The 26,082-nt window shown below is 41.1% G+C and carries 29 protein-coding genes; all 29 read left to right on the plus strand.

Features of this window, described 5'->3' with window-relative positions:
* Positions 1 to 14 precede the first annotated feature (14 nt).
* The 29 genes from ftsW to atpE all read left to right on the plus strand — a co-directional run bounded on the left by ftsW (position 15) and on the right by atpE (position 26,018).
* Entirely contained in the window at positions 15 to 1,121 is a 1,107-nt protein-coding gene (gene ftsW / locus BHU72_RS08715; protein WP_069702241.1) for a putative lipid II flippase FtsW, read from the plus strand.
* A gap of 148 nt (positions 1,122 to 1,269) precedes the next feature.
* The gene (gene rpoE, locus BHU72_RS08720; RefSeq protein WP_069702242.1) at positions 1,270 to 1,881 is read left to right on the plus strand and encodes a DNA-directed RNA polymerase subunit delta; all 612 of its coding nucleotides are present in this window, start codon (positions 1,270 to 1,272) and stop codon (positions 1,879 to 1,881) included.
* 125 nt (positions 1,882 to 2,006) lie between these two features.
* Positions 2,007 to 3,623, plus strand: a complete 1,617-nt coding sequence (pyrG, locus tag BHU72_RS08725) for a CTP synthase (protein ID WP_069702243.1) — start codon at positions 2,007 to 2,009, stop codon at positions 3,621 to 3,623.
* A 444-nt stretch (positions 3,624 to 4,067) separates the two neighbouring features.
* The gene (locus tag BHU72_RS08730) at positions 4,068 to 4,451 is read left to right on the plus strand and encodes a response regulator (RefSeq protein ID WP_069702244.1); all 384 of its coding nucleotides are present in this window, start codon (positions 4,068 to 4,070) and stop codon (positions 4,449 to 4,451) included.
* 45 nt (positions 4,452 to 4,496) lie between these two features.
* Entirely contained in the window at positions 4,497 to 5,141 is a 645-nt protein-coding gene (gene fsa / locus BHU72_RS08735) for a fructose-6-phosphate aldolase (RefSeq protein ID WP_069702245.1), read from the plus strand.
* A gap of 368 nt (positions 5,142 to 5,509) precedes the next feature.
* Positions 5,510 to 6,772, plus strand: a complete 1,263-nt coding sequence (murA, locus tag BHU72_RS08740) for a UDP-N-acetylglucosamine 1-carboxyvinyltransferase (protein WP_069702246.1) — start codon at positions 5,510 to 5,512, stop codon at positions 6,770 to 6,772.
* Positions 6,773 to 6,839: 67 nt separating this feature from the next.
* The gene (glpX, locus tag BHU72_RS08745; protein ID WP_069702247.1) at positions 6,840 to 7,805 is read left to right on the plus strand and encodes a class II fructose-bisphosphatase; all 966 of its coding nucleotides are present in this window, start codon (positions 6,840 to 6,842) and stop codon (positions 7,803 to 7,805) included.
* A gap of 18 nt (positions 7,806 to 7,823) precedes the next feature.
* Positions 7,824 to 9,071 (plus strand): transcription termination factor Rho, encoded by a 1,248-nt coding sequence (rho, locus tag BHU72_RS08750; RefSeq protein ID WP_069702356.1) that lies wholly within the window; start codon positions 7,824 to 7,826, stop codon positions 9,069 to 9,071.
* An 86-nt stretch (positions 9,072 to 9,157) separates the two neighbouring features.
* Positions 9,158 to 10,126: a peptidoglycan DD-metalloendopeptidase family protein gene (locus BHU72_RS08755; RefSeq protein WP_069702248.1), complete on the plus strand. Its 969-nt coding sequence runs from the start codon at positions 9,158 to 9,160 to the stop codon at positions 10,124 to 10,126.
* An 80-nt stretch (positions 10,127 to 10,206) separates the two neighbouring features.
* On the plus strand, positions 10,207 to 10,404 hold the full coding sequence (gene rpmE / locus BHU72_RS08760; protein WP_069702249.1) for a 50S ribosomal protein L31: 198 nt from the start codon (positions 10,207 to 10,209) through the stop codon (positions 10,402 to 10,404).
* A gap of 143 nt (positions 10,405 to 10,547) precedes the next feature.
* Complete coding sequence (locus BHU72_RS08765; RefSeq protein ID WP_069702250.1) at positions 10,548 to 11,264, plus strand: YhcN/YlaJ family sporulation lipoprotein; 717 nt, start codon at positions 10,548 to 10,550, stop codon at positions 11,262 to 11,264.
* Positions 11,265 to 11,546: 282 nt separating this feature from the next.
* A complete protein-coding gene (locus tag BHU72_RS08770; RefSeq protein WP_069702251.1) occupies positions 11,547 to 12,491 on the plus strand; it encodes a DUF1385 domain-containing protein in 945 nt (314 codons plus the stop codon).
* 122 nt (positions 12,492 to 12,613) lie between these two features.
* Positions 12,614 to 13,681 (plus strand): peptide chain release factor 1, encoded by a 1,068-nt coding sequence (gene prfA / locus BHU72_RS08775; RefSeq protein ID WP_069702252.1) that lies wholly within the window; start codon positions 12,614 to 12,616, stop codon positions 13,679 to 13,681.
* 35 nt (positions 13,682 to 13,716) lie between these two features.
* Positions 13,717 to 14,724 carry a N5-glutamine methyltransferase family protein gene (locus BHU72_RS08780; protein ID WP_069702253.1) on the plus strand — a complete coding sequence of 336 codons (1,008 nt, stop codon included), beginning with the start codon at positions 13,717 to 13,719 and terminating at the stop codon, positions 14,722 to 14,724.
* Positions 14,725 to 14,782: 58 nt separating this feature from the next.
* Positions 14,783 to 15,430 (plus strand): stage II sporulation protein R, encoded by a 648-nt coding sequence (gene spoIIR / locus BHU72_RS08785; RefSeq protein WP_069702254.1) that lies wholly within the window; start codon positions 14,783 to 14,785, stop codon positions 15,428 to 15,430.
* 62 nt (positions 15,431 to 15,492) lie between these two features.
* Positions 15,493 to 15,966: a GNAT family N-acetyltransferase gene (locus tag BHU72_RS08790; RefSeq protein ID WP_069702255.1), complete on the plus strand. Its 474-nt coding sequence runs from the start codon at positions 15,493 to 15,495 to the stop codon at positions 15,964 to 15,966.
* 22 nt (positions 15,967 to 15,988) lie between these two features.
* Complete coding sequence (locus tag BHU72_RS08795; protein ID WP_069702256.1) at positions 15,989 to 17,080, plus strand: L-threonylcarbamoyladenylate synthase; 1,092 nt, start codon at positions 15,989 to 15,991, stop codon at positions 17,078 to 17,080.
* Between the two features lie 11 nt (positions 17,081 to 17,091).
* Positions 17,092 to 17,835 carry a ZIP family metal transporter gene (locus tag BHU72_RS08800; protein ID WP_069702257.1) on the plus strand — a complete coding sequence of 248 codons (744 nt, stop codon included), beginning with the start codon at positions 17,092 to 17,094 and terminating at the stop codon, positions 17,833 to 17,835.
* Between the two features lie 28 nt (positions 17,836 to 17,863).
* Positions 17,864 to 18,328 carry a low molecular weight protein arginine phosphatase gene (locus tag BHU72_RS08805; RefSeq protein WP_218076121.1) on the plus strand — a complete coding sequence of 155 codons (465 nt, stop codon included), beginning with the start codon at positions 17,864 to 17,866 and terminating at the stop codon, positions 18,326 to 18,328.
* A 76-nt stretch (positions 18,329 to 18,404) separates the two neighbouring features.
* Positions 18,405 to 19,742, plus strand: coding sequence for a methyl-accepting chemotaxis protein (locus BHU72_RS08810; protein WP_083248354.1), 1,338 nt, complete (start codon positions 18,405 to 18,407; stop codon positions 19,740 to 19,742).
* Between the two features lie 119 nt (positions 19,743 to 19,861).
* The gene (rpiB, locus tag BHU72_RS08815) at positions 19,862 to 20,311 is read left to right on the plus strand and encodes a ribose 5-phosphate isomerase B (protein ID WP_069702258.1); all 450 of its coding nucleotides are present in this window, start codon (positions 19,862 to 19,864) and stop codon (positions 20,309 to 20,311) included.
* A gap of 25 nt (positions 20,312 to 20,336) precedes the next feature.
* Entirely contained in the window at positions 20,337 to 20,897 is a 561-nt protein-coding gene (locus BHU72_RS08820; RefSeq protein WP_254006240.1) for a TIGR01440 family protein, read from the plus strand.
* A 99-nt stretch (positions 20,898 to 20,996) separates the two neighbouring features.
* The gene (glyA, locus tag BHU72_RS08825; RefSeq protein WP_069702259.1) at positions 20,997 to 22,262 is read left to right on the plus strand and encodes a serine hydroxymethyltransferase; all 1,266 of its coding nucleotides are present in this window, start codon (positions 20,997 to 20,999) and stop codon (positions 22,260 to 22,262) included.
* Between the two features lie 18 nt (positions 22,263 to 22,280).
* The gene (upp, locus tag BHU72_RS08830; RefSeq protein ID WP_069702260.1) at positions 22,281 to 22,910 is read left to right on the plus strand and encodes a uracil phosphoribosyltransferase; all 630 of its coding nucleotides are present in this window, start codon (positions 22,281 to 22,283) and stop codon (positions 22,908 to 22,910) included.
* 78 nt (positions 22,911 to 22,988) lie between these two features.
* A complete protein-coding gene (wecB, locus tag BHU72_RS08835; RefSeq protein WP_069702261.1) occupies positions 22,989 to 24,110 on the plus strand; it encodes a non-hydrolyzing UDP-N-acetylglucosamine 2-epimerase in 1,122 nt (373 codons plus the stop codon).
* 86 nt (positions 24,111 to 24,196) lie between these two features.
* Positions 24,197 to 24,409, plus strand: a complete 213-nt coding sequence (locus BHU72_RS08840) for an AtpZ/AtpI family protein (protein ID WP_069702262.1) — start codon at positions 24,197 to 24,199, stop codon at positions 24,407 to 24,409.
* 38 nt (positions 24,410 to 24,447) lie between these two features.
* On the plus strand, positions 24,448 to 24,855 hold the full coding sequence (locus BHU72_RS08845) for an ATP synthase subunit I (RefSeq protein WP_218076122.1): 408 nt from the start codon (positions 24,448 to 24,450) through the stop codon (positions 24,853 to 24,855).
* Complete coding sequence (gene atpB / locus BHU72_RS08850; protein ID WP_069702264.1) at positions 24,856 to 25,653, plus strand: F0F1 ATP synthase subunit A; 798 nt, start codon at positions 24,856 to 24,858, stop codon at positions 25,651 to 25,653.
* Positions 25,654 to 25,787: 134 nt separating this feature from the next.
* A complete protein-coding gene (gene atpE / locus BHU72_RS08855; RefSeq protein ID WP_069702265.1) occupies positions 25,788 to 26,018 on the plus strand; it encodes a F0F1 ATP synthase subunit C in 231 nt (76 codons plus the stop codon).
* The last annotated feature ends 64 nt before the right edge of the window (positions 26,019 to 26,082 follow it).

The raw sequence follows: 26,082 nt of genomic DNA on the forward strand, positions 1-26,082 counted from the left end.
TTAGGTGTGATTGAATGCAAGTACAACGAAAGCTTCCAGATTTTTTTCTGTTAACAATAGCTCTATTACTGACTGGCTTTGGACTTGTAGCTGTGTATAGTGCAAGTTTTGCTATAGGATATGAGAATTACCATAATGCAAATTTCTTTTTTGTGAAACAGTTGATGTGGGCAACCCTGGGTATTGGAGTTTTGTTCTTTACGATGAATATCCCTTATAATTTTTTCAGGAAGCTATCACCACTGATGTTCTTGGGTGTGTTCGTGCTATTAGTATTGTTAATTATACCTGGAGTAGGGATTGAAAGGAACTATGCGACTCGATGGATTGGGATTGGGCCATTGGTAGTGCAGCCTTCAGAAGTTCTGAAAGTTGTCATATGTTTGTATTTCCCGTATTTAATAACTAAGAAGATTGATGTTTTAGACGATTTCAAAAAAGGTGTTATGCCGATTATTGTCTTGATGGGTGTTTGTTTTCTATTGATTATGGTGCAGCCTGATTTTAGTACAGCAGCAATGATTGCCTTTTTAACTGTCGCCTTATTGTTCGCGGCAGGCGTGCGAATTAAGCATCTGTTTGGAGTTGCTCTTGCGGGAGTTCCGTTCTTGTTGTTGATGGCTATATTTAAACCTTACCGTGTAAAGCGGTTATTTACGTTTTTCAACCCAGAACAAGCGGATCAGCTCAAAGAGGGCTATCAAATTATGCACTCTTTATATGCATTTGCTAACGGGGGAATTACCGGTGTCGGTTTCGGGGCAGGGCTACAGAAGTTATTCTATTTGCCAGAGCCACATACCGACTTTATCTTTGCTATTATTGGTGAGGAGTTAGGCTTGATCGGTACAATTGCTATTATTATATTATTTGCGCTGTTCTTTTGGCGTGGATTATTCATAGCTTCTCGAAGTGAAGAACTATATGCGAAGCTAGCAGCAATTGGGATTACGGTTATGATTTCTTTTCAGGCCTTCGTCAATATGGGGATTACTGTTGGATTACTACCTGTTACGGGGATGACGCTTCCCTTTATTAGTTACGGTGGGTCGTCGCTACTTATTACTTTGTTTGCTACCGGGATTTTGCTAAATATATCTCGTTACATTAATAGAAATTAGAATATGTGAGTGAAACATGGCGGCACCTATTTCCTATTTATATGAAAAACTTAAATATTTTACGAGAAATGGTTTGACATCACTAGAAGTTTGGATACAATAGTGAATGAATATGTTTTATAGGATTGATTAGGAAGGACGTGTCAGGATGTTAGATGATTTTAAAGTTCTTATGACGGACGAAGAAGTGCAGAACGCTTCATATGTTGATTTAGCATATGAGATTCTTCGTTCATCAGGGAATACATTTCATTATAAAGACCTACTATTAGAGATTGGTCGTCGTAAAGGACTTGCTCAGGAGAACTTGGAGAACGTGATGGCGACAATCTATTCAGAAATTAATATAGATGGTCGATTTGTAGCGGCAGGGCAGAATGTATGGGGACTTAAGCGTTGGTACCCATCAGAAAAGCAATCGAAGACAGGTCCTATTCCGAAGCGCTTTAAGCGTAATGATGATGACTATGATGATTATGACTTAGATGACGACTTCTATATGGATGATGATTATTCACCAGACATAGAAGATGAAGATAATGACATCAATGATGGATTTGATGATATTGATGCGATTGATGATGATGCAGATGATTTTGTTATCGGTACAGATGATGAGGATGTACCAGCAGACCTTGAGGATGATTTAGATGAAGATTTGGCGGATGAATTAGATCCTGACTTGGATGATGATTTTAATGATGATGATGTAGACGACGAAGATGAATTATTCGAAGATGACGAAGATGATGATAGATAATATCAAATAGAGGTGCAAGGATTCTTGTGCCTTTTTTTATTTTCATATGCCCATTCTTTACATCTTGACACTCCAGTAGAGAATCGGTAAGATATGCGAAGGGATTATCGCAAGGGGGATATTTTATGACGAAATATATATTTGTAACGGGCGGCGTTGTTTCTTCATTAGGGAAGGGTATAACGGCGGCTTCTTTAGGCCGATTACTGAAAAATCGCGGATTGCGAGTTATTATTCAAAAGTTTGACCCATACATCAACGTGGATCCGGGAACGATGAGTCCATATCAACATGGGGAAGTATTCGTTACAGACGATGGTGCGGAAACGGATTTAGACTTAGGTCATTACGAGCGCTTCATTGATGTGAACTTATCGAAATTTAACAACGTAACATCTGGGAAAGTCTACTGGTCGGTAATCACCAAGGAACGTAAAGGGGATTACCTTGGAGGCACAGTTCAAGTCATTCCGCATATTACGAATGAAATCAAAGAACGGATTTTCATGGCGGCGAAAGAAACCAATCCTGATGTAGTAATCACAGAAATCGGGGGCACTGTTGGTGACATTGAGAGCTTACCTTTCTTAGAGGCGATTCGCCAAATTAAAAGTAATATTGGAAGAGAAAATGTAATGTATATTCATGTTACATTGCTACCATTCTTACAAAAAGCTGGGGAAATTAAGACGAAGCCGACACAACATAGTGTGAAAGAACTTCGTAGCATTGGTATTCAGCCAACGGTAATCGTAACTCGTACGGAGCAGAAAATTTCTGATGAACTGAAAGCGAAATTAGCACAATTCTGTGACATTGACCAGAAGGCTGTGATTCAGGCTTGTGATGCGGAAACTCTCTATGAAGTTCCGTTAAACCTTCAAGAAGAAGGATTAGATGAATATGTCGTGCAGTATTTAGGTTTGAAATGCGAGAAGAAAGCCGATATGCAAGAGTGGAAGCAGTTAGTCGATCGCGTGAAGAATTTACAGAAGACAGTTCGAATTGCCATTGTTGGGAAGTACGTGGCACTTCATGACGCGTATTTAAGTGTGGCAGAGGCGTTGAATCATGCGGGTATTCATCACGACTATAAGGTTGAAATTGAATGGGTCCACTCAGAAGACGTGACCAAAGAAACAGTGGCTACGTACTTGAAGGGTGTGGATGGAATCCTAGTACCTGGTGGCTTCGGTGACCGTGGTGTGGAAGGGAAAGTAACTACGATTCAATATGCTCGTGAAAACAATATTCCATTCTTCGGGATTTGCTTAGGCATGCAAGTAGCTGTCATTGAGTTTGCACGTCATGTTTTAAACATGAAAGATGCTCATTCTACTGAATTTGATCCGGAATCTGAGTACCCTGTAATCGACTTGCTGCCAGAGCAGAAGGATGTTGAAGACAAGGGTGGTACGATGCGACTTGGGTTATATCCATGTAAGATTATTGAAGATACCAAGGCTTTTGCAGCGTATCAGGATGAGTTAGTGTATGAACGCCATCGTCATCGTTATGAGTTTAACAACCGCTTCCGTGAAGATTTAGAGGCAAAGGGTATGGTATTCTCAGGAACATCGCCAAGTGGAAGACTTGTTGAAATTGTTGAGATAACAGACCATCCGTGGTTTGTGGCGTCGCAATTCCATCCGGAGTTCACATCAAGACCAAACCGCCCACAACCGTTGTTCAGAGATTTTGTACAAGCTTCAATTATGAAAAAAGAAAAATGTAACGAATAACTATATAGTTCGGTCGAAATACGAACCGATTAAAGATAGCGAATTCAATCGAATTTGCTATTTTTTTTACACTTTTTTTGTTTTTTTTGCTAAAATAACTAACTATCGTTAATATCCTGCTGTTATTGCAAAAAAACTTTTCGACAAATACCGACATTAGTCTTGAGGATCTTGTGTAGTTCTTAAGCACTATCCTTTTATAGTCACGACAAATCGATACAAATACTGTCGGAATATGTCGAAAATACTATGAATACGCAACTTTCGCACCACGCTGCTTACGAGACTGAAAAGAAGGATTTTTATAAAAAGTATAGAATTACCAGAAAGAGCAGATTTTTCAGAAGAAATTCAAATAAGTTAATACAGGTATAAGTACTATCGGTGAAGATTGATTCTTAATATTCGTTTAAGGCTAATATGAAATTGGGGAGTTGTGAATCAATGAGTCCAAAAGTTTTGGTTGTAGACGATCAGTATGGAATACGTTTATTAATAAGTGAAGTTTTGAGAAGTGAAGGGATTGAAGTGAAGGAGACAAGTACTGGAGAAGAAGCAATTGAGATTTCTAAGGATTTTTCGCCCGACCTAATTCTACTTGATATGAAAATGCCTGGAATGAATGGTGTTGATATATTGCGATACTTCCGTAAAAAGAAGAATTTAGACATTCCAATCTACATGATGACAGCGTATAGTGAGCTAGATATGTTGGCAGAAGCTGAGCGTTTAGGAGTAACAAGGCAGTTCACGAAACCGTTTGATATTTTTGATGTGAGTCGTGCAATTGTGGAAGAAGTTTGCAATACTCCTGTAGTTTGTGGATAATAGAGTAAGATAGTTTTTCTACAATCAATAACAGGGGGTTATGATATGATATTTTTCATTGATACTGCCAATACGGAAGAAATAAAGAAAGCATATGATATGGGTGTCGTAGCTGGGGTTACTACAAATCCTAGTTTAGTTGCTAAAGAAGGAAGAGATTTCGTAGAGGTTTTGAAGGAAATTATAGCGATTGTAGATGGGCCGATAAGTGCTGAAGTCATTAGTTTAGACGCTGTAGGTATGGTCAAGGAAGCACGGCCACTTGCTGCGTTATCGAAGAATATTGTAATTAAGATTCCGATGACAGGTGAAGGCTTGAAAGCGGTAAAGATTCTTGCAGCAGAAGGAATCCGTACGAATGTAACGTTAGTGTTTTCATCGAACCAAGCGCTATTAGCTGCGAGGGCGGGTGCTACATATGTAAGTCCGTTTGTTGGGCGTTTAGATGATATAGGACATAATGGGATTGAGTTGATTTCGGAAATTGCAAATATTTTTGGTCTACATCAAATCGATACAGAAATAATTTCTGCAAGTATTCGCCACCCTCTGCACGTGACCCAATCCGCTCTAGCAGGAGCCCACATTGCGACTGTACCGTATTCGGTGATTCAGGGAATGTTGAAGCATCCTATGACAGATTTAGGGATTGAAAGATTCTTGAAGGACTGGGAACAAGCGAAGTCCTAAACTTGCTGTACATGCACAATCGCAAGATAGATATGCACCTAAAGTAGGTGCATTTTTCAATATTATTTACAATTATGGGACATACTAGAGTCAATGGAATTATTATATACTATCAGAATTATAAATTTAATGTTGATAGTATAGCTGTGCATTAGCAACACATCAGCAGCAAACTGCTGTGTTTATGCGTCAGTGCAACTAAGGCATTCTTAAAGCGAGACTTATGCAATGCATATAGCGAGACTTATACCTTGCGTGCTTCGCCAGAAAGGCTTGGCGAATGCCAAGTTTTCTTTATAACAACTGGAACAAGGACTAAAGAAAACTTAGTTTAGATGAAGTTTTTTAGGTTTGAAAGGGGCACAACCATGGATCAGCTATGTATACAAGGCGGGAAGAGGCTACACGGAACGGTAACGATTAGTGGAGCGAAGAACAGTGCTGTCGCACTTATTCCTGCTGCGATATTAGGAGAAGAAAGAATCACAATTGAAAACTTGCCAACCATTCGAGATGTCGTGATTTACAAGCAAATCCTTGAACAGTTAAATGCCCGTGTAATGCACGAAAAAGACACATTAATTGTGGAGCCGTTCAATCTGGCGTGTCAACCCATTCGAGACGGTTTAGTCACAGAATTAAGAGCTTCCTATTACCTTATGGGTGCTATGCTCGGGAGATTTAAAGAGTCTTGCGTTGGCTTGCCGGGTGGCTGTGATTTAGGACCACGTCCCATTGATCAGCACTTGAAAGGATTCCAAGCCTTAGGTGCATCTATTGAACAAAAGAGCGGCTCTATTTATTTGCGAGCCAATGAACTCATGGGAGCGAAAATTTACTTGGATGTTGTGAGCGTTGGTGCTACTATTAATATAATGCTTGCTGCGGTAAAGGCCAAAGGGCAAACAATTATTGAAAACGCCGCCAAAGAGCCAGAGATTGTTGATGTGGCTACGATTTTAACTTCCATGGGTGCTGATATTAAAGGTGCCGGAACAGATATTATCAAAATTAATGGCGTAAGTTATTTAGGTGGCTGTAAGCACTCAATAATCCCAGACCGCATTGAGGCGGGTACATACATGATTGCAGCGGCAGCTACACGAGGAGAAGTACTTCTTGACAATGTCATTCCTAAACATATGGAGCCAATCACTGCGAAGCTTCGGGAAATCGGTGTAGAAGTTGAAGAATCCGACGATCAGATGCTTGTGCGTGGAAGCGCCAATTATCGAGCGATAGACATTAAAACATTGCCGTATCCAGGTTTTCCGACGGATCTGCAACAACCGATTACGTCGCTATTAACTCAAGTGCAAGGATGTTCTCTGGTCACTGACAATATTTATAATTCGCGGTTTCGACATATTGATGAGTTGAAGCGTATGGGGGCAAATGTTAAAGTAGAAGGTAGAGCAGCTTTAATTGAAGGGAGTACCCCACTGCAAGGAGCTCAAGTAAATGCAACAGACTTGCGAGCGGGGGCAGCTTTAATTGTTGCTGGCTTAAGCGCCAAAGGCATCACGCGCATTAATGGCGTTCAATACATAGACAGAGGCTATGAAAGAATCGAAGAAAAGCTCCAAAAACTAGGGGCTGAGATTTGGCGTGAACAAATTCCTGAACAGTAATTTAGAAAAAAGTATAAAGTAGTTTTTTGTTTAGATGATATGTATATATAATGGGAGGGTATTCAAAATGGATCGAAGTTTGACATTAGAGATTGTAAGGGTTACGGAGGCGGCAGCACTTGCTTCTGCAAGATGGATGGGACGAGGCAACAAAGATGCTGCAGATCAAGGCGCTACGAGTGCTATGAGAACAGTATTGAACACAATTCCAATGAACGGAACGATTGTGATTGGCGAAGGTGAAATGGACGAAGCGCCAATGCTGTATATTGGTGAGAAGTTAGGTTCTGGCGGTTCTGCTGTAGATATTGCAGTCGACCCTTTAGAAGGTACGAATATTGTAGCGAAGGGCTTATGGAATGCCATGGCAGTGATTGCGATTGCCGATGCAGGAACGATGCTCAATGCTCCTGATATGTATATGGACAAGATTGCCGTTGGACCGAAGGCTAAGGGAATGGTGAGTTTAGACGCGACTGTAACGGAGAATCTTAAGGCAGTAGCCAAAGCATTAGATAAAGATATATCTGAAGTTACTGCGACATTATTAGACCGTCCTCGTCATGACCATATTGTCAAAGAAATTCGTAGTGCAGGCGCTCGCATCAAGTTTATTCCTGACGGCGACGTTGCTGCTGCCATTAATACTTGCTTTGAAGACACAGGCGTTGATATTTTATTCGGTATTGGTGGTGCTCCGGAAGGCGTTCTAGCTGCTGCAGCGATTAAATGTTTAGGTGGAGATATCCAAGGGCGCTTAATACCAGAAGACGATGATCAAAGAAAGCGTTGTTCTGACATGGGAATTGATTGTGTCGATCAAATTCTTACATTAGATGATATGGTGAAAGGTGACGATGTAATCTTTGCAGCGACGGGAGTCACGGATGGTGAGCTTCTAAAAGGAGTACGTTTCTTAGGGAAGGATATCGCTAAGACGGAAACAGTTGTTATGCGTGCGCAAAGTGGTACGTTACGCTTTATTCAAGCTCAACATAAACTGTCTCAAAAGCCGAACTTAGTCATGGTGTAAAGGTGAAATATGAAAAATATTAATATTAATGAATTAGAAAATTTAAAGCTAACAGAATTATATAAATTAGCAAAAGAATTTAAAGTGCCATATTACTCACAAATGAAAAAGAAGGAACTGATCTTCGCTATCTTGAAGGCTAGAGCTGAGAAAGACGGGTTTATGTTTGCGGAAGGAGTACTAGAGATTTTACCCGATGGGTATGGATTCCTTCGTCCGATTAACTATTCTCCAAGCTCGGAAGATATATATATTTCTCAATCGCAAATTCGCAAATTTGATCTTCGCAATGGTGATGTTGTATCTGGAAAGGTACGGCCTCCCAAAGAAAATGAAAGATATTATGGGCTCCTTTACGTAGAAGCCGTCAATGGTATGGATCCGGAAATCGCTGCAGAACGTGTTCATTTCCCTGCATTAACTCCTATCTATCCGAATAAACGCCTCAACCTAGAGACTACTCCGACCAATGTATCGACTAGGATTATTGATTTAGTTTCCCCAATTGGTTTAGGGCAAAGAGGACTCATTGTTGCTCCGCCAAAAGCCGGTAAGACCCTTCTTTTGAAAGAAATTGCGGGCTCCATAGCGAAGAACCATCCAGAAGTTCATTTGATTGTGTTGCTTATTGACGAACGACCAGAAGAAGTGACAGATATGCAACGTTCAGTCGCTGGAGAAGTGGTCAGTTCAACATTTGATGAATTGCCGGAAAACCATATTAAGGTTGCAGAACTTGTCCTCGATAGAGCTCAGCGCTTAGTCGAACACAAAAAGGATGTTGTCATTTTATTGGATAGTATTACTAGGTTGGCGAGGGCATACAACCTTGTCATGCCAAGTAGTGGGAAGACTTTGTCTGGGGGGATAGACCCTACGGCGTTTCATCGTCCGAAGCGATTTTTCGGTGCGGCAAGAAACATCGAAGAAGGTGGGAGTTTAACTATTCTCGCTACGGCGCTCGTGGAAACTGGTTCGCGCATGGATGATGTGATATTTGAAGAATTCAAAGGCACTGGAAATATGGAGCTACAACTTGATCGTAAGCTTTCAGAAAGAAGAATCTTCCCAGCCATCGATATTCGCAAGTCAGGAACTCGCAAAGAGGAATTATTGCTCAACAAAGAAGCCTTAGATACTTTGTGGAAGCTAAGGAAGACTCTTTCTGACGCACCTGATTTCACGGAAATGTTCCTCAAGAAATTGAAAAACACGAAGACTAACGACGAATTTATAGAAAAATTATTAAAACCTGGGAATAATTAATAAAAATTAAGAGAAGACTGAATAGTGCACGTTTCCGTACTGGAAAACATATGATAATACATCCAACTTTTGTGAGGTGTTAACAGGTGAGAAAAGTACAGGCACTACCAGTCTTTTTATTAGTTATGCTTTTGAGTAGTGTAGCCTTCACGCCACCAGAGAAAGTTTCGGCCATATCGGTAAAGGAATACTTTAACCCCTTTATCAATATCAAAAAATATATTCAAACAACATTAGACGATACACAACCCTCGTTCGCTGGGTCGCATTTCAACGAAGAAGATAGTGAGATAATTTACAATACAGCACCTATGCATTCAGAATATGTGGTGAAAGCGAAAGATACAATTCAAGCGATTGCACAATATTACAAGATATCGCAAGCGGAAATCCTCTCAGGGAATCCGTGGTTACGAGAACCGATTGAGGCTGGTCAAATCATTTATATACCTCTTTCGGCAAAAAGGATACACCATGTGGCGTGGGGTGAAACTATTTACACGATAGCGAGTCGCTATGGTGTAGAGGTCGCGGATATAATTATGGAGAATCAAGACCTAGATGTTATGCAACTAGAAGTCAATCAAGAAGTTGTATTACCGAAAGAACGGAAAAGTATCGTTCGAGTGGCAGCTATTCCTACCGTAAAGGTCAACCCTTTTATTTGGCCGGTGCAAGGTATTATTACCAGTAAATTTGGACCGCGATGGGGATTGTTCCATCAAGGAGTAGATATATGGAATTCCATTGAGCGGCAAGCGGAAATTCGTACGGCTTTGTCAGGATCAGTTGTTTTTGCTGGTTGGCATGGCGGCGGATATGGTCGGTTAGTTGTCATTGATCATGGCAACGACATCCACACATATTATGCACACCTAAGCCAAATTCGTGTTCAAGAGGGCCAGAAAGTCCGTCAAGGCGATTTACTGGGGTATATGGGCGATAGTGGGCAAACGACAGGAATTCATCTGCATTTTGAAATTCGCGTCAATGATCAGCCGTTAAACCCATTATTGTATCTTCCAGAAAAACAAAACGAAATTGTATTGCAATGATTCCTTTCACCTGATATAATGTAACCACTGTGCATTGAATTGACATACACTGTTATTGCTAGGAAATGAGGTGAAAGATAATGAAACAAGGAATCCATCCTAATTATAAAGAGGCTACTGTACAATGCGTTTGTGGTGAATCTTTTGCTACTGGTTCTATTAAGCAAGAGCTTAAGGTTGAGATATGCTCAAAATGTCATCCTTTCTTTACTGGTGGCCAAAAGCTTATCGATGTTGGTGGTCGCGTAGACAAATTCAAGAAAAAGTACAATATCTAATTATGATAAAAACTGCTTCCCTCCATGTGTGGGAGGCTTTTTTATTTCTTTATATTAGTCTAAACTTTGGCATTCCCATCGGTAATTACCAGTGATTTTTTCGCATCAGCGGACAAGATAATTATCGAGGAGGTGATACCAATATGAAAACCCAAAAAATTATATTACTTATCATATTGGCTGCATTTGTTGCATTCGCTGTTATAGGATGTCAAGCTGCTGACAGACCAGAGCCTGCAAGGTATGATCGCACACAAGAGGGCCTACGTGGTCCAGATCGTGTAGGAGTAAACCCTGGTTTTAATGCAGGAACTGATGACATTCGAGGAATTCGAAACAATAATTTAAACAGAGATGCTACTTTTGATGATGGCTTTAACAACCGTGGTGGAATGTTCGGAATGCGCGATAACGCTGGCATTATGGGTGGCGGCGCTCAAGACCAAATGACACGTCAATTGGAAGCAAGAGTAGAGCAAATCCCAGGTGTTAATGATGCAAACGTTGTTGTAGATGGAGCTACTGTTTACGTTGGATTAGACTTAGATAGACGTGGACAAGGTGATTACATGAATGATCAAGCAAGAGGTGCTCGTTTTAGAATGAATCAAGGAAATCAAGGGTTTGGAGCGAATCAAGCTGGTCAAGCCGGTAATGTAGAAAACATTAAGAGCCAGGTACGCCAAGTAATCATGCAAGACGGTAACTATTCCAATGTAATCATTAGCGAAGAACGTAACTTCAACCAGACATTAGGCGGAATTGCGAACGAAATCCGCACAGGAAGACCAGTAGCAGACTTTGCTACAAATTTACAAGATTTAGGTAGAACAATCTTGCCTACAAGAACAACAAGATAATTATTTGTATAATCATATGCCTAGATGCACATTGTGTGTCTAGGTATATGATTATATTTGTTTCATAGTCAGAATTTATGAAAATTCTGACTATAAGTAACGGCAACTAAGGCATTCACCTTCGTCAGATGGACTTGGTGTATGCCAAGTTTTGTTTATCTTTTCTTTGACTTTGCTTACATCTTTAGAATATAATTATAATGTTATACATGTTGAAGAACATCTAACGTTTTCTTTGAACGTATGAATATAAGGCATAATTTATTGAATGGAAGGTGTACCATGAGTCAAAAAACCTTGATTGGCGGTCAAGCTGTAATCGAAGGCGTCCTGATGCGTAATGGGGAAAACCTTTCCTTAGCAGTTCGGCAACCTGACGGAAGTATCTTTTTATCGAACGATCGACATCAATCCATCATTCAGAGGTATCCTGTGTTGGGGCTACCTTTTATACGAGGAACTGTGAATCTGTTTGAAGCGTTAATCATGGGTATGAAAGCTTTGACCCAATCTGCCAACCTTAGCGCTGAGACCAAAGAGGAAGAACTTTCTTCGAAAGAAATTGCTGTTACAATTTTTTTCTCGCTGTTATTTGGAATTGGACTTTTTGTAATTTTACCGGCGGGATTAACGAAATTTTTATCAGGGTTTCAAGGGATTTTATTTAGTCTTGTCGAAGGGATACTTAGAATTTTCATCTTATTATGCTACATATTACTCCTATCGAGGATGAAAGATATTCAAAGGGTGTTCCAATATCACGGGGCAGAACATAAGACAATCAGTGCGTATGAAGCGGATGAGGAACTAACAGTCGAGAATATTAAGAAATATAGTACGTTGCATCCACGCTGTGGAACAAGCTTTATTTTATTCGTCATGATTGTGAAAATTATTGCCTTCTCGTTTATTAGTAGTTCTGTTGCATGGTTAGAGATTCTTTTGCGAATTTTAATGCTGCCATTTATTGCGGGAATTGCTTACGAAATTATTCGTTTTACCGGGAAGCATTGCACGACCAACTTTTTCGGTAGAATCCTTATAGCACCAGGTCTTTTACTACAGAAATTGACGACACGCGAACCTGACGACCAACAGATAGAGGCTGCTATTGTAGCGACACAATCAGTGCTGGGTATTCCAATCACGATTGGGAATGTGAAGACGGAAGCTACGATAGACGCAGTGGAACCAGAGGTCACGAATCATGCGCAATTTCAAGATTAATAATCCGAAATATGAAATAAAGCAATGAAATAAAGTAATGAAATAAAGTAATGAAATAAAGTAACAAGATTAAAGAATCAAATAACAATGAAAATAACGGCTTAAAGGGTGGATACGATATAATGTTTGATAAATTACAATCTTTAGCAGAACGATATGACAAATTAAGCGAAGCACTTTGTGATCCTGATGTTATCAGTGATATTAATAAGCTTCGCAAGTTTTCCAAGGAGCAATCTGATTTACAAGAAACGGTAGAGGTTTACCGTGAATACCAATCACAGAAGAAGCAATTAGCAGAAGCAAAAGCTATGCTTGAAGAAAAGCTAGATGACGAGATGCGTGACATGGTCAAGATGGAAATTGATGAGCTTAGTGAAAGTGTGGAAGAGCTTGGAGAACGACTGAAGATTTTATTATTGCCGAAAGATCCAAATGATGATAAAAACGTTATCGTAGAAATTCGTGGAGCTGCTGGTGGTGACGAAGCTGCGTTATTCGCAGGAGATTTATATAAGATGTATGTGCGTTATGCAGAGCGCCGTGGATGGAAAACAGAGGTACTAGAAGCGAACTATACGGATATTGGTGGCTATAAAGAAATTATCTTTACGGTAATCGGGAAGGGTGCTTACAGTCGTCTGAAGTACGAAAGTGGTGCTCACCGCGTACAACGTATACCTGAGACGGAAAGTGGCGGCCGCATCCATACTTCTACATCAACTGTTGTAGTATTGCCAGAAGCGGAAGAAGTAGAAGTGGAAATCCATGATAAAGATGTTCGTGTCGATTTATTCTGTTCTTCAGGGCCTGGCGGTCAGAGCGTTAACACGACGCAATCAGCGGTTCGTTTAACACACGTTCCAACGGGAATTGTCGTAAGCTGCCAAGATGAGAAGTCGCAGTTGAAGAACAAAGAAAAAGCGATGCGTGTATTACGTGCTCGTGTATATGATAAGATTCAACAAGAACGAGATGCAGAGCTCGCTCAAGAACGTAAAGGGAAAGTAGGTACGGGTGATCGTAGTGAACGTATTCGCACATATAACTTCCCACAAAGCCGTGTGACGGATCACCGGATAGGTTTAACGTTGCACAAGCTTGATTATATTTTACAGGGTGACCTTGATGAAATCATTGACAGCCTGGTTGTAGAAGAACAATCCAGTATGCTGAAGGAAGACCAGTAAAGGAAACCTAAGGAATTGAATGTGGAGGTTTTCAAATGTTGAAAACATATCGTGAAGCCTACTTGTGGGCTTCTTCTTTTTTACAGCAAAAACAAACCCAAAATCCGAAATTTGAGGCTGAGCTATTGCTGCGTAAAGTCGCGGGACTAGAACGACATCAGCTTTTTATGAGTTGGGACGAATCACTGCCAGAAGGGGCATTTCAGCGATTTACTGAATCAATTGAGTTACGTGGTAGGCACGTTCCTATCCAATATATTTTGAAAAACCAAGAATTTTACGGAAGAGATTTTTATGTGGATGAACGCGTGCTAATCCCGCGCCCTGAAACTGAACTTTTAGTCGAACAAGCAATGCGTAGGATTGGGGAAATTCACGAACTAAAATTGAGGGTAACCGATAGTAACAAAACGAATCCCGATATCCGTATACTTGATATCGGTACTGGGAGCGGAGTTATTCCGATTACGATCACGCTAGAGTCAGCATTAAAGGGATATCAATTGCACGTAGATGCGGTCGAAATATCGAGTGATGCCTTAGCAGTAGCGAAGATCAACGGCGAACGCCTGATTGAAAATGTAAGCGTATCGAGCTTAGGGCATATCGATGTGAAGATGCCAACTTGGCATTTAGGGGATTTATGGCCTGGACAACCCTTATCGAGTCAAATACATCCTGCGTCGGATCAAACACATCATGCAGCGAATCAAACATATCATGCGTCGGTTGAACTTTATGATATGATCCTATCGAATCCGCCGTATATCGACCTCCAAGATCAAGCAATTCTAGCTTCTGAAGTAAAGGATTATGAACCGCACCTTGCGTTATTTGCCGAAGACAATGGCCTTGCGATCTATAAGAGAATCATTCGTGAAGCGAGAAATTACTCATTAAAAGGCGGTTGGCTTGGTTTTGAAATTGGCTATGGACAAAGCCTAGATATTCAAAATCTTTTACAGTTTGAAGGTTATCAAGATATCGCGGTGTATCAAGACCTTGCGGGAATTGATCGAGTAATTTTTGCAAAAAGGGTTTAGAAACCTTCACTTCTGACCATAATGCTATCATAGAAGATAGAGATGGGAGCTAGTGAAGATGAATCGTTCAGTATATCGTATAGTGGGTTATATAAGCATATTAGTTTGTATATTAGTCATGAGTTGGGAGCAAGCGTATTCTCAGCCTTTGCTTTGGAAAAGTCAAGAGTTACCGAGTGACGCGATTCGCTTGAGAATATTGCCAAATAGCGATGGAGCAGTCGATCAATGGTTGAAGCATCGAGTGCGTGATGCTGTGACGGTAGAAATGAAACAATGGACAACAGATGTCGCTAGTAGTGAGCAAGCACAACAGTTGATTTCAAGTAGAATTGATACGATTCAAGAAATAGTGAACCAGACATTAAAGAACGAGGGCTTCGACTATCCTGTAAAAGTAACATTGGGTGATACGGATTTCCCGACAGTGCAATATGGTGAACATATATATCCGGCAGGAGTGTATACGGCTGTCCTAATAGAAATTGGTGAAGCGCAAGGGAAGAACTGGTGGTGCGTTCTGTACCCTCCACTATGCTTTGTCGATATCGCAACAGCGAAGACAACTGCGATAGATGCTAGTGAATCTCAAATGCAAACCAGTGAGATACAATCTGGTAGCCAACAATTAGCTGATGGGTTAGCAAATAAAGGGACTACCCAAAAACCGGAAGTACAATTTTTTATCAAGAAATTATTTCAATAGTAATATAAAGAGCCAAGCCTCATAGAATGGGTAATATACGTTCTGGAGGAGGGGCTTTTTTTATGAGTATCGTAGTGCGCCTAGCGAAACAAAATGATATGATTTATATGGAACAATTATTAGAGAAAGCGAAATTGAATAAGGCAGGGATTGCAGAGCATATTGAGAATTTTCTCGTTGTGGAAGACTTACGCCCAGAGGCGCGCCCTCACATTGTGGGTATGGTTGGGCTTGAAGTATATGGAGAATGTGGTATTCTAAGGTCATTAGTACTTCGATCAGAGTCTTGGAATTCTAGGGTTGGCGTAGAGCTAATCGCGTTAATTGTTTCCTACGGATGGAGATTAGGTTTGAAAAAGATTTATCTAATGACAAGTAATTCGCAATCTTTCTTTGAATACTGGGGTTTTAAAGAAATTGCATGGAATAAAGTTCCTGATGAATTGCGTCAGTCTACCCATTTTCAGGAGTATGATGAGGCCCTTGCGACTGTCATGTGCTTGCAAAAAGACGAATCTGAATCGAAGAAAGCTTAGAGGTAACAACGAAAGACGGTGTATGAACATAAAAACTCAGTTAGTTTACATAGACTCTGATTCGTTAGATTCGAATCAGAACCAAGTAAAAGTCCAGCAGGCAGCGGAGCTCCTGTGCCTTGGACAAGTTGTCGCCTTTCCCACAGAAACAGTGTATGGTCTAGGTGCCAATGCCTTTGATTATACTGCTGTGCAACGAATTTTCGAAGCAAAGGGAAGGCCTAGTGACAACCCTTTGATTGTGCACGTGAAAGATATACAAGACATTGATGCGTTTGTAAATCACTCAAGGATGGACACAAACATGTGGGACAAGCTGATGAAGCTAGCAAAAGCTTTTTGGCCTGGCCCTTTAACTTGTATATTGCCTGCCAATGATGCGCTAGCTTTAAACGTGACGGCTGGTCTTGATACGGTGGGAATTCGAGTTCCCAATCATCCTGTTGCGCTTGCTCTCCTAGAACAATGCAACCTTCCAATAGCAGCACCTAGTGCGAATGTATCTGGAAAGCCGAGTCCAACCAAAGCTGAGCATGTCTACCATGACTTGCAAGGTCGTATACCAGTAATTCTTGACGGTGGAGAAACAGGTGTTGGAGTGGAATCGACGGTACTTGATTTAACTACCGATATTCCAATGGTTTTAAGACCGGGTGGGGCTTCGTTAGAGTCACTGCGAGAATGTATCGGACAAGTGGAAGTTGATATTGCGATTGAATCGATGCATCACGCACCGAAATCACCTGGCATGAAATACACACACTACTCTCCGGATGGAGATGTTGCAGTATTTTTGACGGATTCGGCACATATAGTAGTACAAACGATTCGCACACTACCACAAGACGCAACAGTGGGACTCATATGTAGCAAAGCAACGTACCAAGAGTATTTTGACGGACTCTTTAATCCACACGATGGTTCGCATTCTATCACTTTTCTAAGAGTTCATGAGAATGATTCAGTACAGATTGCTAGCTCTTTATATCATTGGCTGCGCGAGCTTGATCAACTTCAAGTAGAGCATATTTTTATTGAAGAAGTCTGCGGTTCTGGCTTGGGATACGCAATTATGAACCGCATAGTGAAAGCGTCCGGTGGTAACGTGCTGTAAGGGGCTACGATATGGACCAAATACTGATTATGAGTTTGCTAGCGGGGCTTGCTACGATTATTGGTTGCTTGATTGTATTTGCAATCGGAATTCCTAGTCGACAGTTTATGGCAGGCTATCTTGGTTTGGCTGCTGGAATCATGGCGATACTGGTGGTTGACTTACTATCGCATGCTTTGCAAATTGAAGGCAGTTGGTTTGTGTTAAGAGGGATTCTCGTAGGTATACTATTTATGGTAATCATTTCTTATGGGGTCGATATGCTAGCAAATCAAGGAATTCGAAAGAGACGAATGGGCAAAAAAAATACTGGACAGAATAACTCCGAATTTGTTAAAATTGGTTGGACGATGGTGCTTGGTATTGCCATGCATAACATCCCAGAAGGGCTAGCAATTGCTGCGGGGGAAGCTGCCAATCATCAACTTGGGTTAGCACTTATCTTTGCGATTGCGCTCCATAATATTCCGGAGGGAATCGGTGTGACGGCACCTCTATTGAAAAGCCGGACTGGAAAACTGTCAATCATCACGTTACTGTTACTTGTTTCCCTTTGTGTTCCACTCGGTACATGGATTGGTACACACTGGATTGAACCAACGGACACGATGATTGCGACGTCCTTAGGTTTTGCTGCTGGAGCAATGGTGTATATTGTTGCCTTCCATCTATTGCCGAGTGCGTTTCGTCAGAGTCCTATATATGCCCAATTCGGTATATTCCTAGGTGTCCTTATTTTATCTATTGCCCATTGAGAATAGAAAGCCTGGAGGTATATGTAGTATGCATGAGCAACAGAAAGTGAAAATTCTATTCGTTTGTACAGGGAATACTTGTAGAAGTCCAATGGCAGAGCGGATCACGCGCAATCTCGTGGAGAAGGATAATCTCAATATTGAAGTTCAATCCGCAGGTGTATCTGCGTGGGATGGAATCGAGATGTCGGAGAATGCTCGATTGGTTTTAGAAAATCGTGGAATTCATTCGGAAGACCATCTTTCGCGTTTGGTGACTCAGGATTTACTAGATTGGGCTGACTTAATTCTCACGATGACAGAATCCCATCGCCAATCATTATTGATGAATTATCAGACGAAAGATAATGTTTACAATCTTTGGGATTACACGTACAATGAAAGGACAGATGTCCTCGATCCATTTGGTGGTTCCTATCAGATATATGATCAATGCGCAAAGGCGCTAGAAAATGTGATTCAGGATTTACTGAAAAAGTTAAGAAGTTATTGAATAAGCTAAGTAGTTAGGAATTCTTTGAAGAAACAGGTTGAATCTTTAGACAGAAATTTATGGGGAGCGGTATCGCATGGATATTAAGGGTTTATGGAATGCGATTTTCATGAAAAGCAAAAGGAATTATAAATTTAGTTTAGCGAAGAAGATGGTCTTAGCTATCACGGGACTCGCTGTCATTACCTACACTTGTACAGGTGTGTTCATTTTAGTACTGGAACAATTCTTCTTTGAGTTCTTCGGGTTATCGCGTGTTGAGGTAGTCATTATGACACTTGTGAAAGGGGTCATGTGGTCCGCTCTCTTAGGCTATTTGATTGCAAAGATTATCAGTAGCTCGCTAATACGAATTGAAGAAAATGCTACGATAGCAGCGACTGGCGATTTGGACGTGGAAGTTGCGACAGGTAAGTCTGATGACGAGATTCGCGCGCTTAGCGAAGCTTTTAATAAAATGATGGAGAACCTCCGTCAAATCGTGAATGAAATTACGAGAAACTTTGATCAGACGAAAGCAAATGTTGAAGAGTTAACAACGGCTTCCCGTGAAGCAGCAAAGACTGCTGAACAAATCAGCTATACCATTGAAGATATAGCGCAAGGTGCAGTTCGTCAAGCGGAAGCGGCCCAAACGACTTTAGATGCCGTTGGACGTGTTACTTCGTTAGCACAGGAGATTGAAGAACGTGGAAACGGTACGAAAACACTGTCGCAGGCTATGTTGAAGACGATTCACGAGAGTGGCATTGTTTTTGAAGATTTAGTAGCGGGCATGTCGAATATAGCGACTTCTAATCAAGATTCGATTGAAGTAGTAAGGCGCTTAGAGAAAAACGCAAGCGAAATAGGCAAAATCTCTGCAGTTGTAGGTGACATTGCAGAGCAAACAAATTTACTAGCGTTAAATGCAAGTATTGAAGCAGCGCGAGCTGGCGAACATGGTAGAGGATTTGCGGTAGTAGCAGAGGAAGTGCGTAAGCTGGCAGATCAAAGTAGAACAGCTGTTAGCAATATTACGAATCTTATCCTACAAATGCAGAATGAAGTGAAAAATGTAGTAAAACAAATAGAAGGCCAAGTAGAACTTGCCAATACCGCTTCTGAGAAGGGCACAGCTAGTCATGTTGCCTTACAGAATATTACACTATCGGTTAATGAAGTGGTTGATGCGATTCAACAAATCGATACATTAGTTAAAGAACAAGTCAAACAAGCGCAACACACAGTCGATGAAGCGCAAAGCGTGGCAGCAGTTGCAGAACAAACATCAGCTTCCGCACAAGAAATGGCTGCATCAGCGGAGGAACAGACGGCAACTATGGAAGAAATTTCTGCCAACGCAGAAGTGCTACAAAACTCAGCAAAAGATTTACAAAAAGTGATATCAAGATTTAAATGCAGAAAAAACTAGGTGCGAAACCTAGTTTTTTTGTTACCTTTACTTTAGTAAAAAAAATATGATAGTATGAATTTACTCTTTTGAGAATGATAAGTTTATGATAATCTAATATGATAATGGAGGTGCATACAATGAAAGTTGCTATCGCTGCAGATCATGGTGGGTATGTATTGAAGGAAGAAATTAAAGAGTTGATTCACGAAATGGGCTATGAAGTGTTTGATTTTGGAACGAGCAATTCTGAATCCGTGGACTACCCAGATTACGCTTTGCCAGTGGCAGAAGCGGTTGCTGACGGAAGGTACGATCGAGGGATACTCATTTGCGGAACTGGGCTTGGAATGGCAATAGCGGCAAATAAAGTGCCAGGTGTACGCTCTGTTGTTGTGCACGATACCTTTTCAGCGAAAGCGACGCGACAACATAACGACTCGAATGTTTTAGCAATGGGGGCAAGGGTCATTGGTTTTGGACTTGCGCAAGACATTGTACAGACATGGTTACAAACGGAATATGAAGGTGGCCGTCACGACAGTCGAGTTGGCAAAATAAAGGCAATTGAAGAGAAGTACTCTAAATAATAATAATCAACGATAGGTGATGGGGATGAGTCGCGAACAGAATCCAATGAATCTCGTACATATGAAGAGCCAGGTAACGAAAGCGATTGAATGGCTATTACAAGCAAAAACGTTATCTAACGAACATATACTTATCATCGGGACAAGTACAAGTGAAGTAGCTGGTGCGAAGATTGGAACAGCAGGTAGCATATCCATTGCCGAGACCATATTTGACGTTTTAGAGCAAAAAGTAAAACAACATTCCTTTCATCTCGCATTTCAATGCTGCGAACATCTCAATCGAGCATTAGTCGTGGAACGATCCACACTCAAACGATTTCAATTAGAAGAGGTTTCAGCGCGCCCAGTGGCGAAAGCGGGTGGGTCAATGGCAACCACTGCCTATCTAAGGTTTGAGAATCCAGCGTTGGTAGAAACTATTCGCGCCGATGCCGGCATCGATATAGGTGAAACGATGATTGGGATGCACCTTAAACAAGTAGCTGTTCCTGTGCGCTATCCAGATGCTTTTATCGGACAAGCTAGGGTATTACTTGCTTTTACTAGACCAAAGCTGATTGGTGGATGCAGGGCTGAATATTAAAGCGAGACTTATGCGCATGTGCGCTTCGCCAAAGCATTCTCATCGCAACAGCTTGGTGACTGCCAAGTTTTCTTTACATAATAGGAAGGGGAGTTTATTTTGTTAAAACATGTAAAAAACCAAGATCCACAAATCGCTGAACTGATTGATTTAGAGTTAGAACGTCAACGCAATAAGATTGAGTTAATCGCATCGGAGAACTTCGTGAGTCAGGCTGTTATGGAAGCAATGGGTACGGTACTAACGAATAAATATGCAGAGGGATACCCGGGGAAACGATATTATGGTGGTTGTGAGCATGTTGATGTCGTGGAGGATATCGCTCGTGACCGTTTGAAGCAGATTTTTGGAGCAGAGCACGTAAATGTTCAACCTCATTCAGGGGCGCAAGCGAACATGGCTGTGTATTTTGCGCTGCTTAAGACTGGAGATACTGTTCTAGGTATGAATCTTGCCCATGGCGGACACCTTACTCATGGTAGCCCGGTGAATATGTCGGGACAATATTATAACTTTGTTGCATATGGCGTGGATGAGGTCAATCATAGAATCGATTATGACCAAGTAGAGAAGTTAGCAATCGAACATAAGCCGAAGATGATTGTTGCGGGAGCAAGCGCGTATCCGCGTGTGATTGACTTCGAGAGAATGTCGGAAATCGCCAAAAAAGTAAACGCTTACTTTATGGTCGATATGGCTCACATTGCTGGTCTTGTTGCTACGGGACATCACCCAAGTCCTATACCTTACGCAGATGTTGTTACTAGTACAACTCATAAAACTCTACGTGGGCCTCGTGGTGGGGTTATTTTATGCAAAGAGGAGTATGCAAAAGCGATTGATAAAGCTGTGTTCCCTGGCTCACAAGGCGGACCGTTGATGCATGTGATCGCTGCCAAGGCAGTTGCTTTTGGTGAAGCATTGAAGCCAGAGTTTAAGCAATACTCACAAAACGTTGTCGATAATGCAGCAGCTTTAGCGAAAGCATTGACAGCACGTGGTTTCAACCTTATTTCTGGCGGCACAGATAACCACTTATTGCTTGTAGACTTACGCAGTGTGAACTTAACTGGTAAGGTAGCTGAGCATGTGTTAGATGAAGTGGGAGTAACTGTCAACAAGAACGCAATCCCGAATGACCCAGAAAGTCCGTTTGTTACTAGTGGTGTACGTATAGGTACAGCAGCTGTAAGTAGTAGAGGGATGGTTGTAGAAGATATGGAGAGTATCGCAGAAATTATCTCGATTACACTAAAGGCTCCGGAAGATGAAGCTTCTTTAGAAAAAGCGAAAGCATTAGTAAAGCAGTTGTGTGACAAGTATCCGATGTATGTATGCCCTCGTCATAGTCAAATTGCTGAATAATTACAACAGGAGGTAGCAATGAGTAAAGTATTCGTTACAGATCATCCATTAATCCAACATAAATTATCGTATATTCGTGATAAGAACACAGGTACGAAAGACTTCCGTGACTTAGTGGAAGAAGTTGCTATGCTGATGGCATATGAAATTACACGCGACCTGAGTTTGTCAGAACAGACTATTGAGACACCAGTGTGTGAAGCTACAGTAAAGAAAATAGCCGGTAAAAAGCTAGGGATTATCCCGATTCTACGTGCCGGATTAGGTATGGTAGATGGCGTACTGCGCTTAATTCCTGCGGCAAAAGTAGGTCATATTGGATTATATCGTGACCCTGAGACGCTAGAGCCAGTGGAATATTACTGCAAGCTTCCGACTGATGTAGAGGAAAGAGAACTGATTGTCATTGACCCAATGTTAGCGACAGGTGGTTCTGCTGTAGCGGCGATTCAATTCCTGAAAGACCGTGGAGCGCAGAACATTAAGTTAATGTGCTTGATTGCTGCTCCAGAAGGTATCGAAAAAGTTCAAAAACACCATGATGATGTAGATATCTACGTCGCTGCTGTGGATGAGAAGCTTAACAAAAAAGGTTATATTGTGCCAGGTCTTGGAGATGCTGGTGACCGTTTATTTGGCACCAAATAATTTCGTTTATGGGAATTTTATTATAATCGTAAATGTTAAATTGCATTGTAATATGAATGTCATTAAGGAGTTACAAACATGACAGATAAAAAGATAAAAGTTCTTACAGTCTTTGGTACCCGCCCTGAAGCAATTAAAATGGCTCCACTAGTGAAAGCGCTAGAAATGGAGCCTTCCATTATTTCTAAAGTATGTGTTACGGCACAACATCGAGAGATGCTAGACCAAGTGCTTCGTTTATTTCAGATAACGCCGGATTATGACTTGAATATTATGAAGGATCGGCAGACGTTAACGGGAATTACGAGTCGTGTTTTAACCGGCTTAGAAGAAGTGTTGACGCAAGAGTCTTTCGATATTGTGTTAGTGCATGGCGATACAACAACTACGATGGCTGCTAGTCTCGCGGCGTTTTATCAGCAGGTTGCCGTTGGACACGTGGAAGCAGGATTGCGGACCTACGATAAGTACTCTCCGTTTCCTGAGGAAGTGAATCGCCAGATGACGGGCATTGTAGCCGATCTTCACTTTGCTCCAACGGAAACAGCAAAGAAACATCTGTTGCAAGAACACAAACCGGAACGTAGCATCTACGTCACAGGCAACACTGTAATTGATGCATTACATACAACGGTTCAAGATGACTATAGTCATCCAGTACTAGAACAGATCCCTAGTTCTTCGCGGATGATATTGGTCACTGCCCATAGAAGAGAGAACCATGGACAGCCGTTAGTGAACATATGCCAAGCTATTTTACGTATCATTGAAGAGTTTGAGGACGTCCACGTCGTATATCCAGTACATATGAATCCGAATGTAAAGGATACGGTAAATCAGTATTTGAGTGGGAATGAGAGAGTTCATCTATTAGAACCATTAGAAGTACTAGACTTCCATAACTTCATGAAGCGCGCATATTTGATTCTGACGGATTCTGGCGGACTGCAAGAGGAAGCACCGTCACTCGGTGTTCCTGTACTTGTATTGCGCGACACGACGGAGCGACCAGAGGGAATCGCAGCGGGGACACTGAAGTTAGCAGGCACGGACGAACAACAAATTTTCTCGCTTACTAGTCAATTATTGACAAATGTTGAAGTGTATCAGAGTATGTCAAAGGCATCGAACCCTTATGGAGATGGAAAAGCGTCATCTCGTATCGTAGAAGCAATCGCTAAATATTTTCAAAATATTTAGAAAATAGTAACATATCATTACAAATAGTACTTTAGAGTGGGTTGACATAGACTAGGCACTATTGTACTATAAAACGAGGTTAGTAGATGAGTAACAAAACTCCTTTACAAGCAATTATAGTAGTATCATCACTTGGTATGCAGTTCGCTATCTCATTAGCCGCCGGCTATTATGGTGGGAGCTACTTAGATGAGCATTTTCAAAGTGGTCAGGTCTTCATGATAATAGGATTGCTTCTAGGGATTGGCGCTGGCATTTTTGCTGCAATCAAACTAGTCAAGCCATTTCTGAATGACTAGAGGTTCCAATACTATTGATTTTAGAGGATAGATGCGCAGTGGACAGCCACCAAGAAGATAATTTTCATACACAATACCGGAAAGTTCCTCTCGCAACTTCGATTGTTATTCTTATCGTCGCACTATTGTGGATTTTCAATCCCAAACCGATCTATGCAGGATTCGTACTAGGGGCTACGGCGAGTTTAATTAATATTTACATATTATACCGCAATGTAGTCTATGTAACAGAGAAATTAGTGAACGGCGATGTAAGTCCATTTCGTTTTTCAGGTATGGGCTGGCGCATTTTTTTTGTAGTTTTCGTAGTATTACTTGCGAATCGTTCGCCTGAGTTTGATGTATTTGCAACGGTATTTGGAGCATTTTTTGCTCAAATGATTGCATATATATACTTTTTTATTCATGTTTACTCAAGCAGCAATACGAAAGGGGGGAAAACATAAATGCATCACTTATTTCCAACATGGGCACCGGCAGGCTTACCATGGTTAGAATTTAACCTTACTGCCATAGGAATGGTGCTACTCACATGTATCATTGTTATCGGACTTTGCGTTTGGATGGTTAAGGGCATAAGCGTCAATAATCCATCTAGAAAGCAAGTTGTGATAGAAATGGTATATGATTTTATCCGTAATACTGTAGCAAGTACAATGGATATGAAACGCGGGGAGAAATTCGTAACCCTTGCACTAACTTTGTTCTTATTTATCTTAATAGGCAATTTCTTAGGAATACCTCTGAATATATCTGTTAGCTTTACAGAAACAACTCCTTTCTGGGAATCCTTAGGGATTACACAAGAGGTGATTGACGAGCACTCAGTAGACGGTCATGGCGCTCACGTTGCTTTTTGGATGTCTCCAACTGCAAGTCCGAGTGTAACGATTGCGATGTCTCTATCAATCGTACTTTTATCTCAGATTTTAGGTTTTATGTATAGAGGGCCTGTAAAACATATTAAGCACTTCTTTGAACCAAATCCGGTGTTCCTTCCTTTACACATTATCGAGGAAGGTGCGAAGATATTGACTCTTGGTTTCCGTCTTTACGGTAACATCTTCGCAAAAGAAGTATTGATAGCAGTAATTCTAACAATGCCTTTAGTAGGGTTTTACGCCGGCGGTTTCTTAACACTTACCATCTGGCAAGGATTTGGTATGTTCGTAGGTGCAATTCAAGCATTCGTATTTACGACGCTGAGTATGGTGTACATTGCGACACAAACTGCAAAACACTAATACTTAGGTATGCTTTAGTGAATGGGTAGTATTAACTTAGCGAAACACAAGCATTTTAATATGCTGTTTCAACATAGCAATCATTATTAATTATATTGTAGGTAGGTTTTTACATTTGAAAGGAGGGGAAAGGCATGGAAGTAGGAGCAGGCGTAGCAATCGCAATCGGTATTATCATGGGTCTTGCAGCATTAGGAGCTTCATTAGGAGTAAGTAAGGTAACTGCACAAACAATTGAAGGTATCGCTCGTCAACCAGAAGCAAGAGGTGCATTACAAACTACAATGTTTATCAGCGTAGGTCTTGTTGAGGCATTACCAATCATCGCGACAGTAGTTGCATTTATGTTATTAGGTAATCTGTAAGACTTTCGTTAGGACATCTGGCGGTGGCAAGGGCTAATTGCCAGCGCCTTCTATTTTGTCCATT

It is taken from the genome of Desulfuribacillus stibiiarsenatis (genome assembly GCF_001742305.1).
Classification (GTDB): domain Bacteria; phylum Bacillota; class Bacilli; order Desulfuribacillales; family Desulfuribacillaceae; genus Desulfuribacillus_A; species Desulfuribacillus_A stibiiarsenatis.

Excerpts from the sequence above, each read along its gene's own strand:
- ftsW (WP_069702241.1), top strand. The coding sequence starts at position 15 with ATGCAAGTACAACGAAAGCTTCCAGATTTTTTTCTGTTAACAATAGCT.
- rpoE (WP_069702242.1), top strand. The coding sequence starts at position 1,270 with ATGTTAGATGATTTTAAAGTTCTTATGACGGACGAAGAAGTGCAGAAC.
- pyrG (WP_069702243.1), top strand. The coding sequence starts at position 2,007 with ATGACGAAATATATATTTGTAACGGGCGGCGTTGTTTCTTCATTAGGG.
- BHU72_RS08730 (WP_069702244.1), top strand. The coding sequence starts at position 4,068 with ATGAGTCCAAAAGTTTTGGTTGTAGACGATCAGTATGGAATACGTTTA.
- fsa (WP_069702245.1), top strand. The coding sequence starts at position 4,497 with ATGATATTTTTCATTGATACTGCCAATACGGAAGAAATAAAGAAAGCA.
- murA (WP_069702246.1), top strand. The coding sequence starts at position 5,510 with ATGGATCAGCTATGTATACAAGGCGGGAAGAGGCTACACGGAACGGTA.
- glpX (WP_069702247.1), top strand. The coding sequence starts at position 6,840 with ATGGATCGAAGTTTGACATTAGAGATTGTAAGGGTTACGGAGGCGGCA.
- rpmE (WP_069702249.1), top strand. The coding sequence starts at position 10,207 with ATGAAACAAGGAATCCATCCTAATTATAAAGAGGCTACTGTACAATGC.
- BHU72_RS08765 (WP_069702250.1), top strand. The coding sequence starts at position 10,548 with ATGAAAACCCAAAAAATTATATTACTTATCATATTGGCTGCATTTGTT.
- BHU72_RS08770 (WP_069702251.1), top strand. The coding sequence starts at position 11,547 with ATGAGTCAAAAAACCTTGATTGGCGGTCAAGCTGTAATCGAAGGCGTC.
- prfA (WP_069702252.1), top strand. The coding sequence starts at position 12,614 with ATGTTTGATAAATTACAATCTTTAGCAGAACGATATGACAAATTAAGC.
- BHU72_RS08780 (WP_069702253.1), top strand. The coding sequence starts at position 13,717 with ATGTTGAAAACATATCGTGAAGCCTACTTGTGGGCTTCTTCTTTTTTA.
- spoIIR (WP_069702254.1), top strand. The coding sequence starts at position 14,783 with ATGAATCGTTCAGTATATCGTATAGTGGGTTATATAAGCATATTAGTT.
- BHU72_RS08790 (WP_069702255.1), top strand. The coding sequence starts at position 15,493 with ATGAGTATCGTAGTGCGCCTAGCGAAACAAAATGATATGATTTATATG.
- BHU72_RS08795 (WP_069702256.1), top strand. The coding sequence starts at position 15,989 with ATGAACATAAAAACTCAGTTAGTTTACATAGACTCTGATTCGTTAGAT.
- BHU72_RS08800 (WP_069702257.1), top strand. The coding sequence starts at position 17,092 with ATGGACCAAATACTGATTATGAGTTTGCTAGCGGGGCTTGCTACGATT.
- BHU72_RS08805 (WP_218076121.1), top strand. The coding sequence starts at position 17,864 with ATGCATGAGCAACAGAAAGTGAAAATTCTATTCGTTTGTACAGGGAAT.
- BHU72_RS08810 (WP_083248354.1), top strand. The coding sequence starts at position 18,405 with ATGGATATTAAGGGTTTATGGAATGCGATTTTCATGAAAAGCAAAAGG.
- rpiB (WP_069702258.1), top strand. The coding sequence starts at position 19,862 with ATGAAAGTTGCTATCGCTGCAGATCATGGTGGGTATGTATTGAAGGAA.
- BHU72_RS08820 (WP_254006240.1), top strand. The coding sequence starts at position 20,337 with ATGAGTCGCGAACAGAATCCAATGAATCTCGTACATATGAAGAGCCAG.
- upp (WP_069702260.1), top strand. The coding sequence starts at position 22,281 with ATGAGTAAAGTATTCGTTACAGATCATCCATTAATCCAACATAAATTA.
- wecB (WP_069702261.1), top strand. The coding sequence starts at position 22,989 with ATGACAGATAAAAAGATAAAAGTTCTTACAGTCTTTGGTACCCGCCCT.
- BHU72_RS08840 (WP_069702262.1), top strand. The coding sequence starts at position 24,197 with ATGAGTAACAAAACTCCTTTACAAGCAATTATAGTAGTATCATCACTT.
- atpB (WP_069702264.1), top strand. The coding sequence starts at position 24,856 with ATGCATCACTTATTTCCAACATGGGCACCGGCAGGCTTACCATGGTTA.
- atpE (WP_069702265.1), top strand. The coding sequence starts at position 25,788 with ATGGAAGTAGGAGCAGGCGTAGCAATCGCAATCGGTATTATCATGGGT.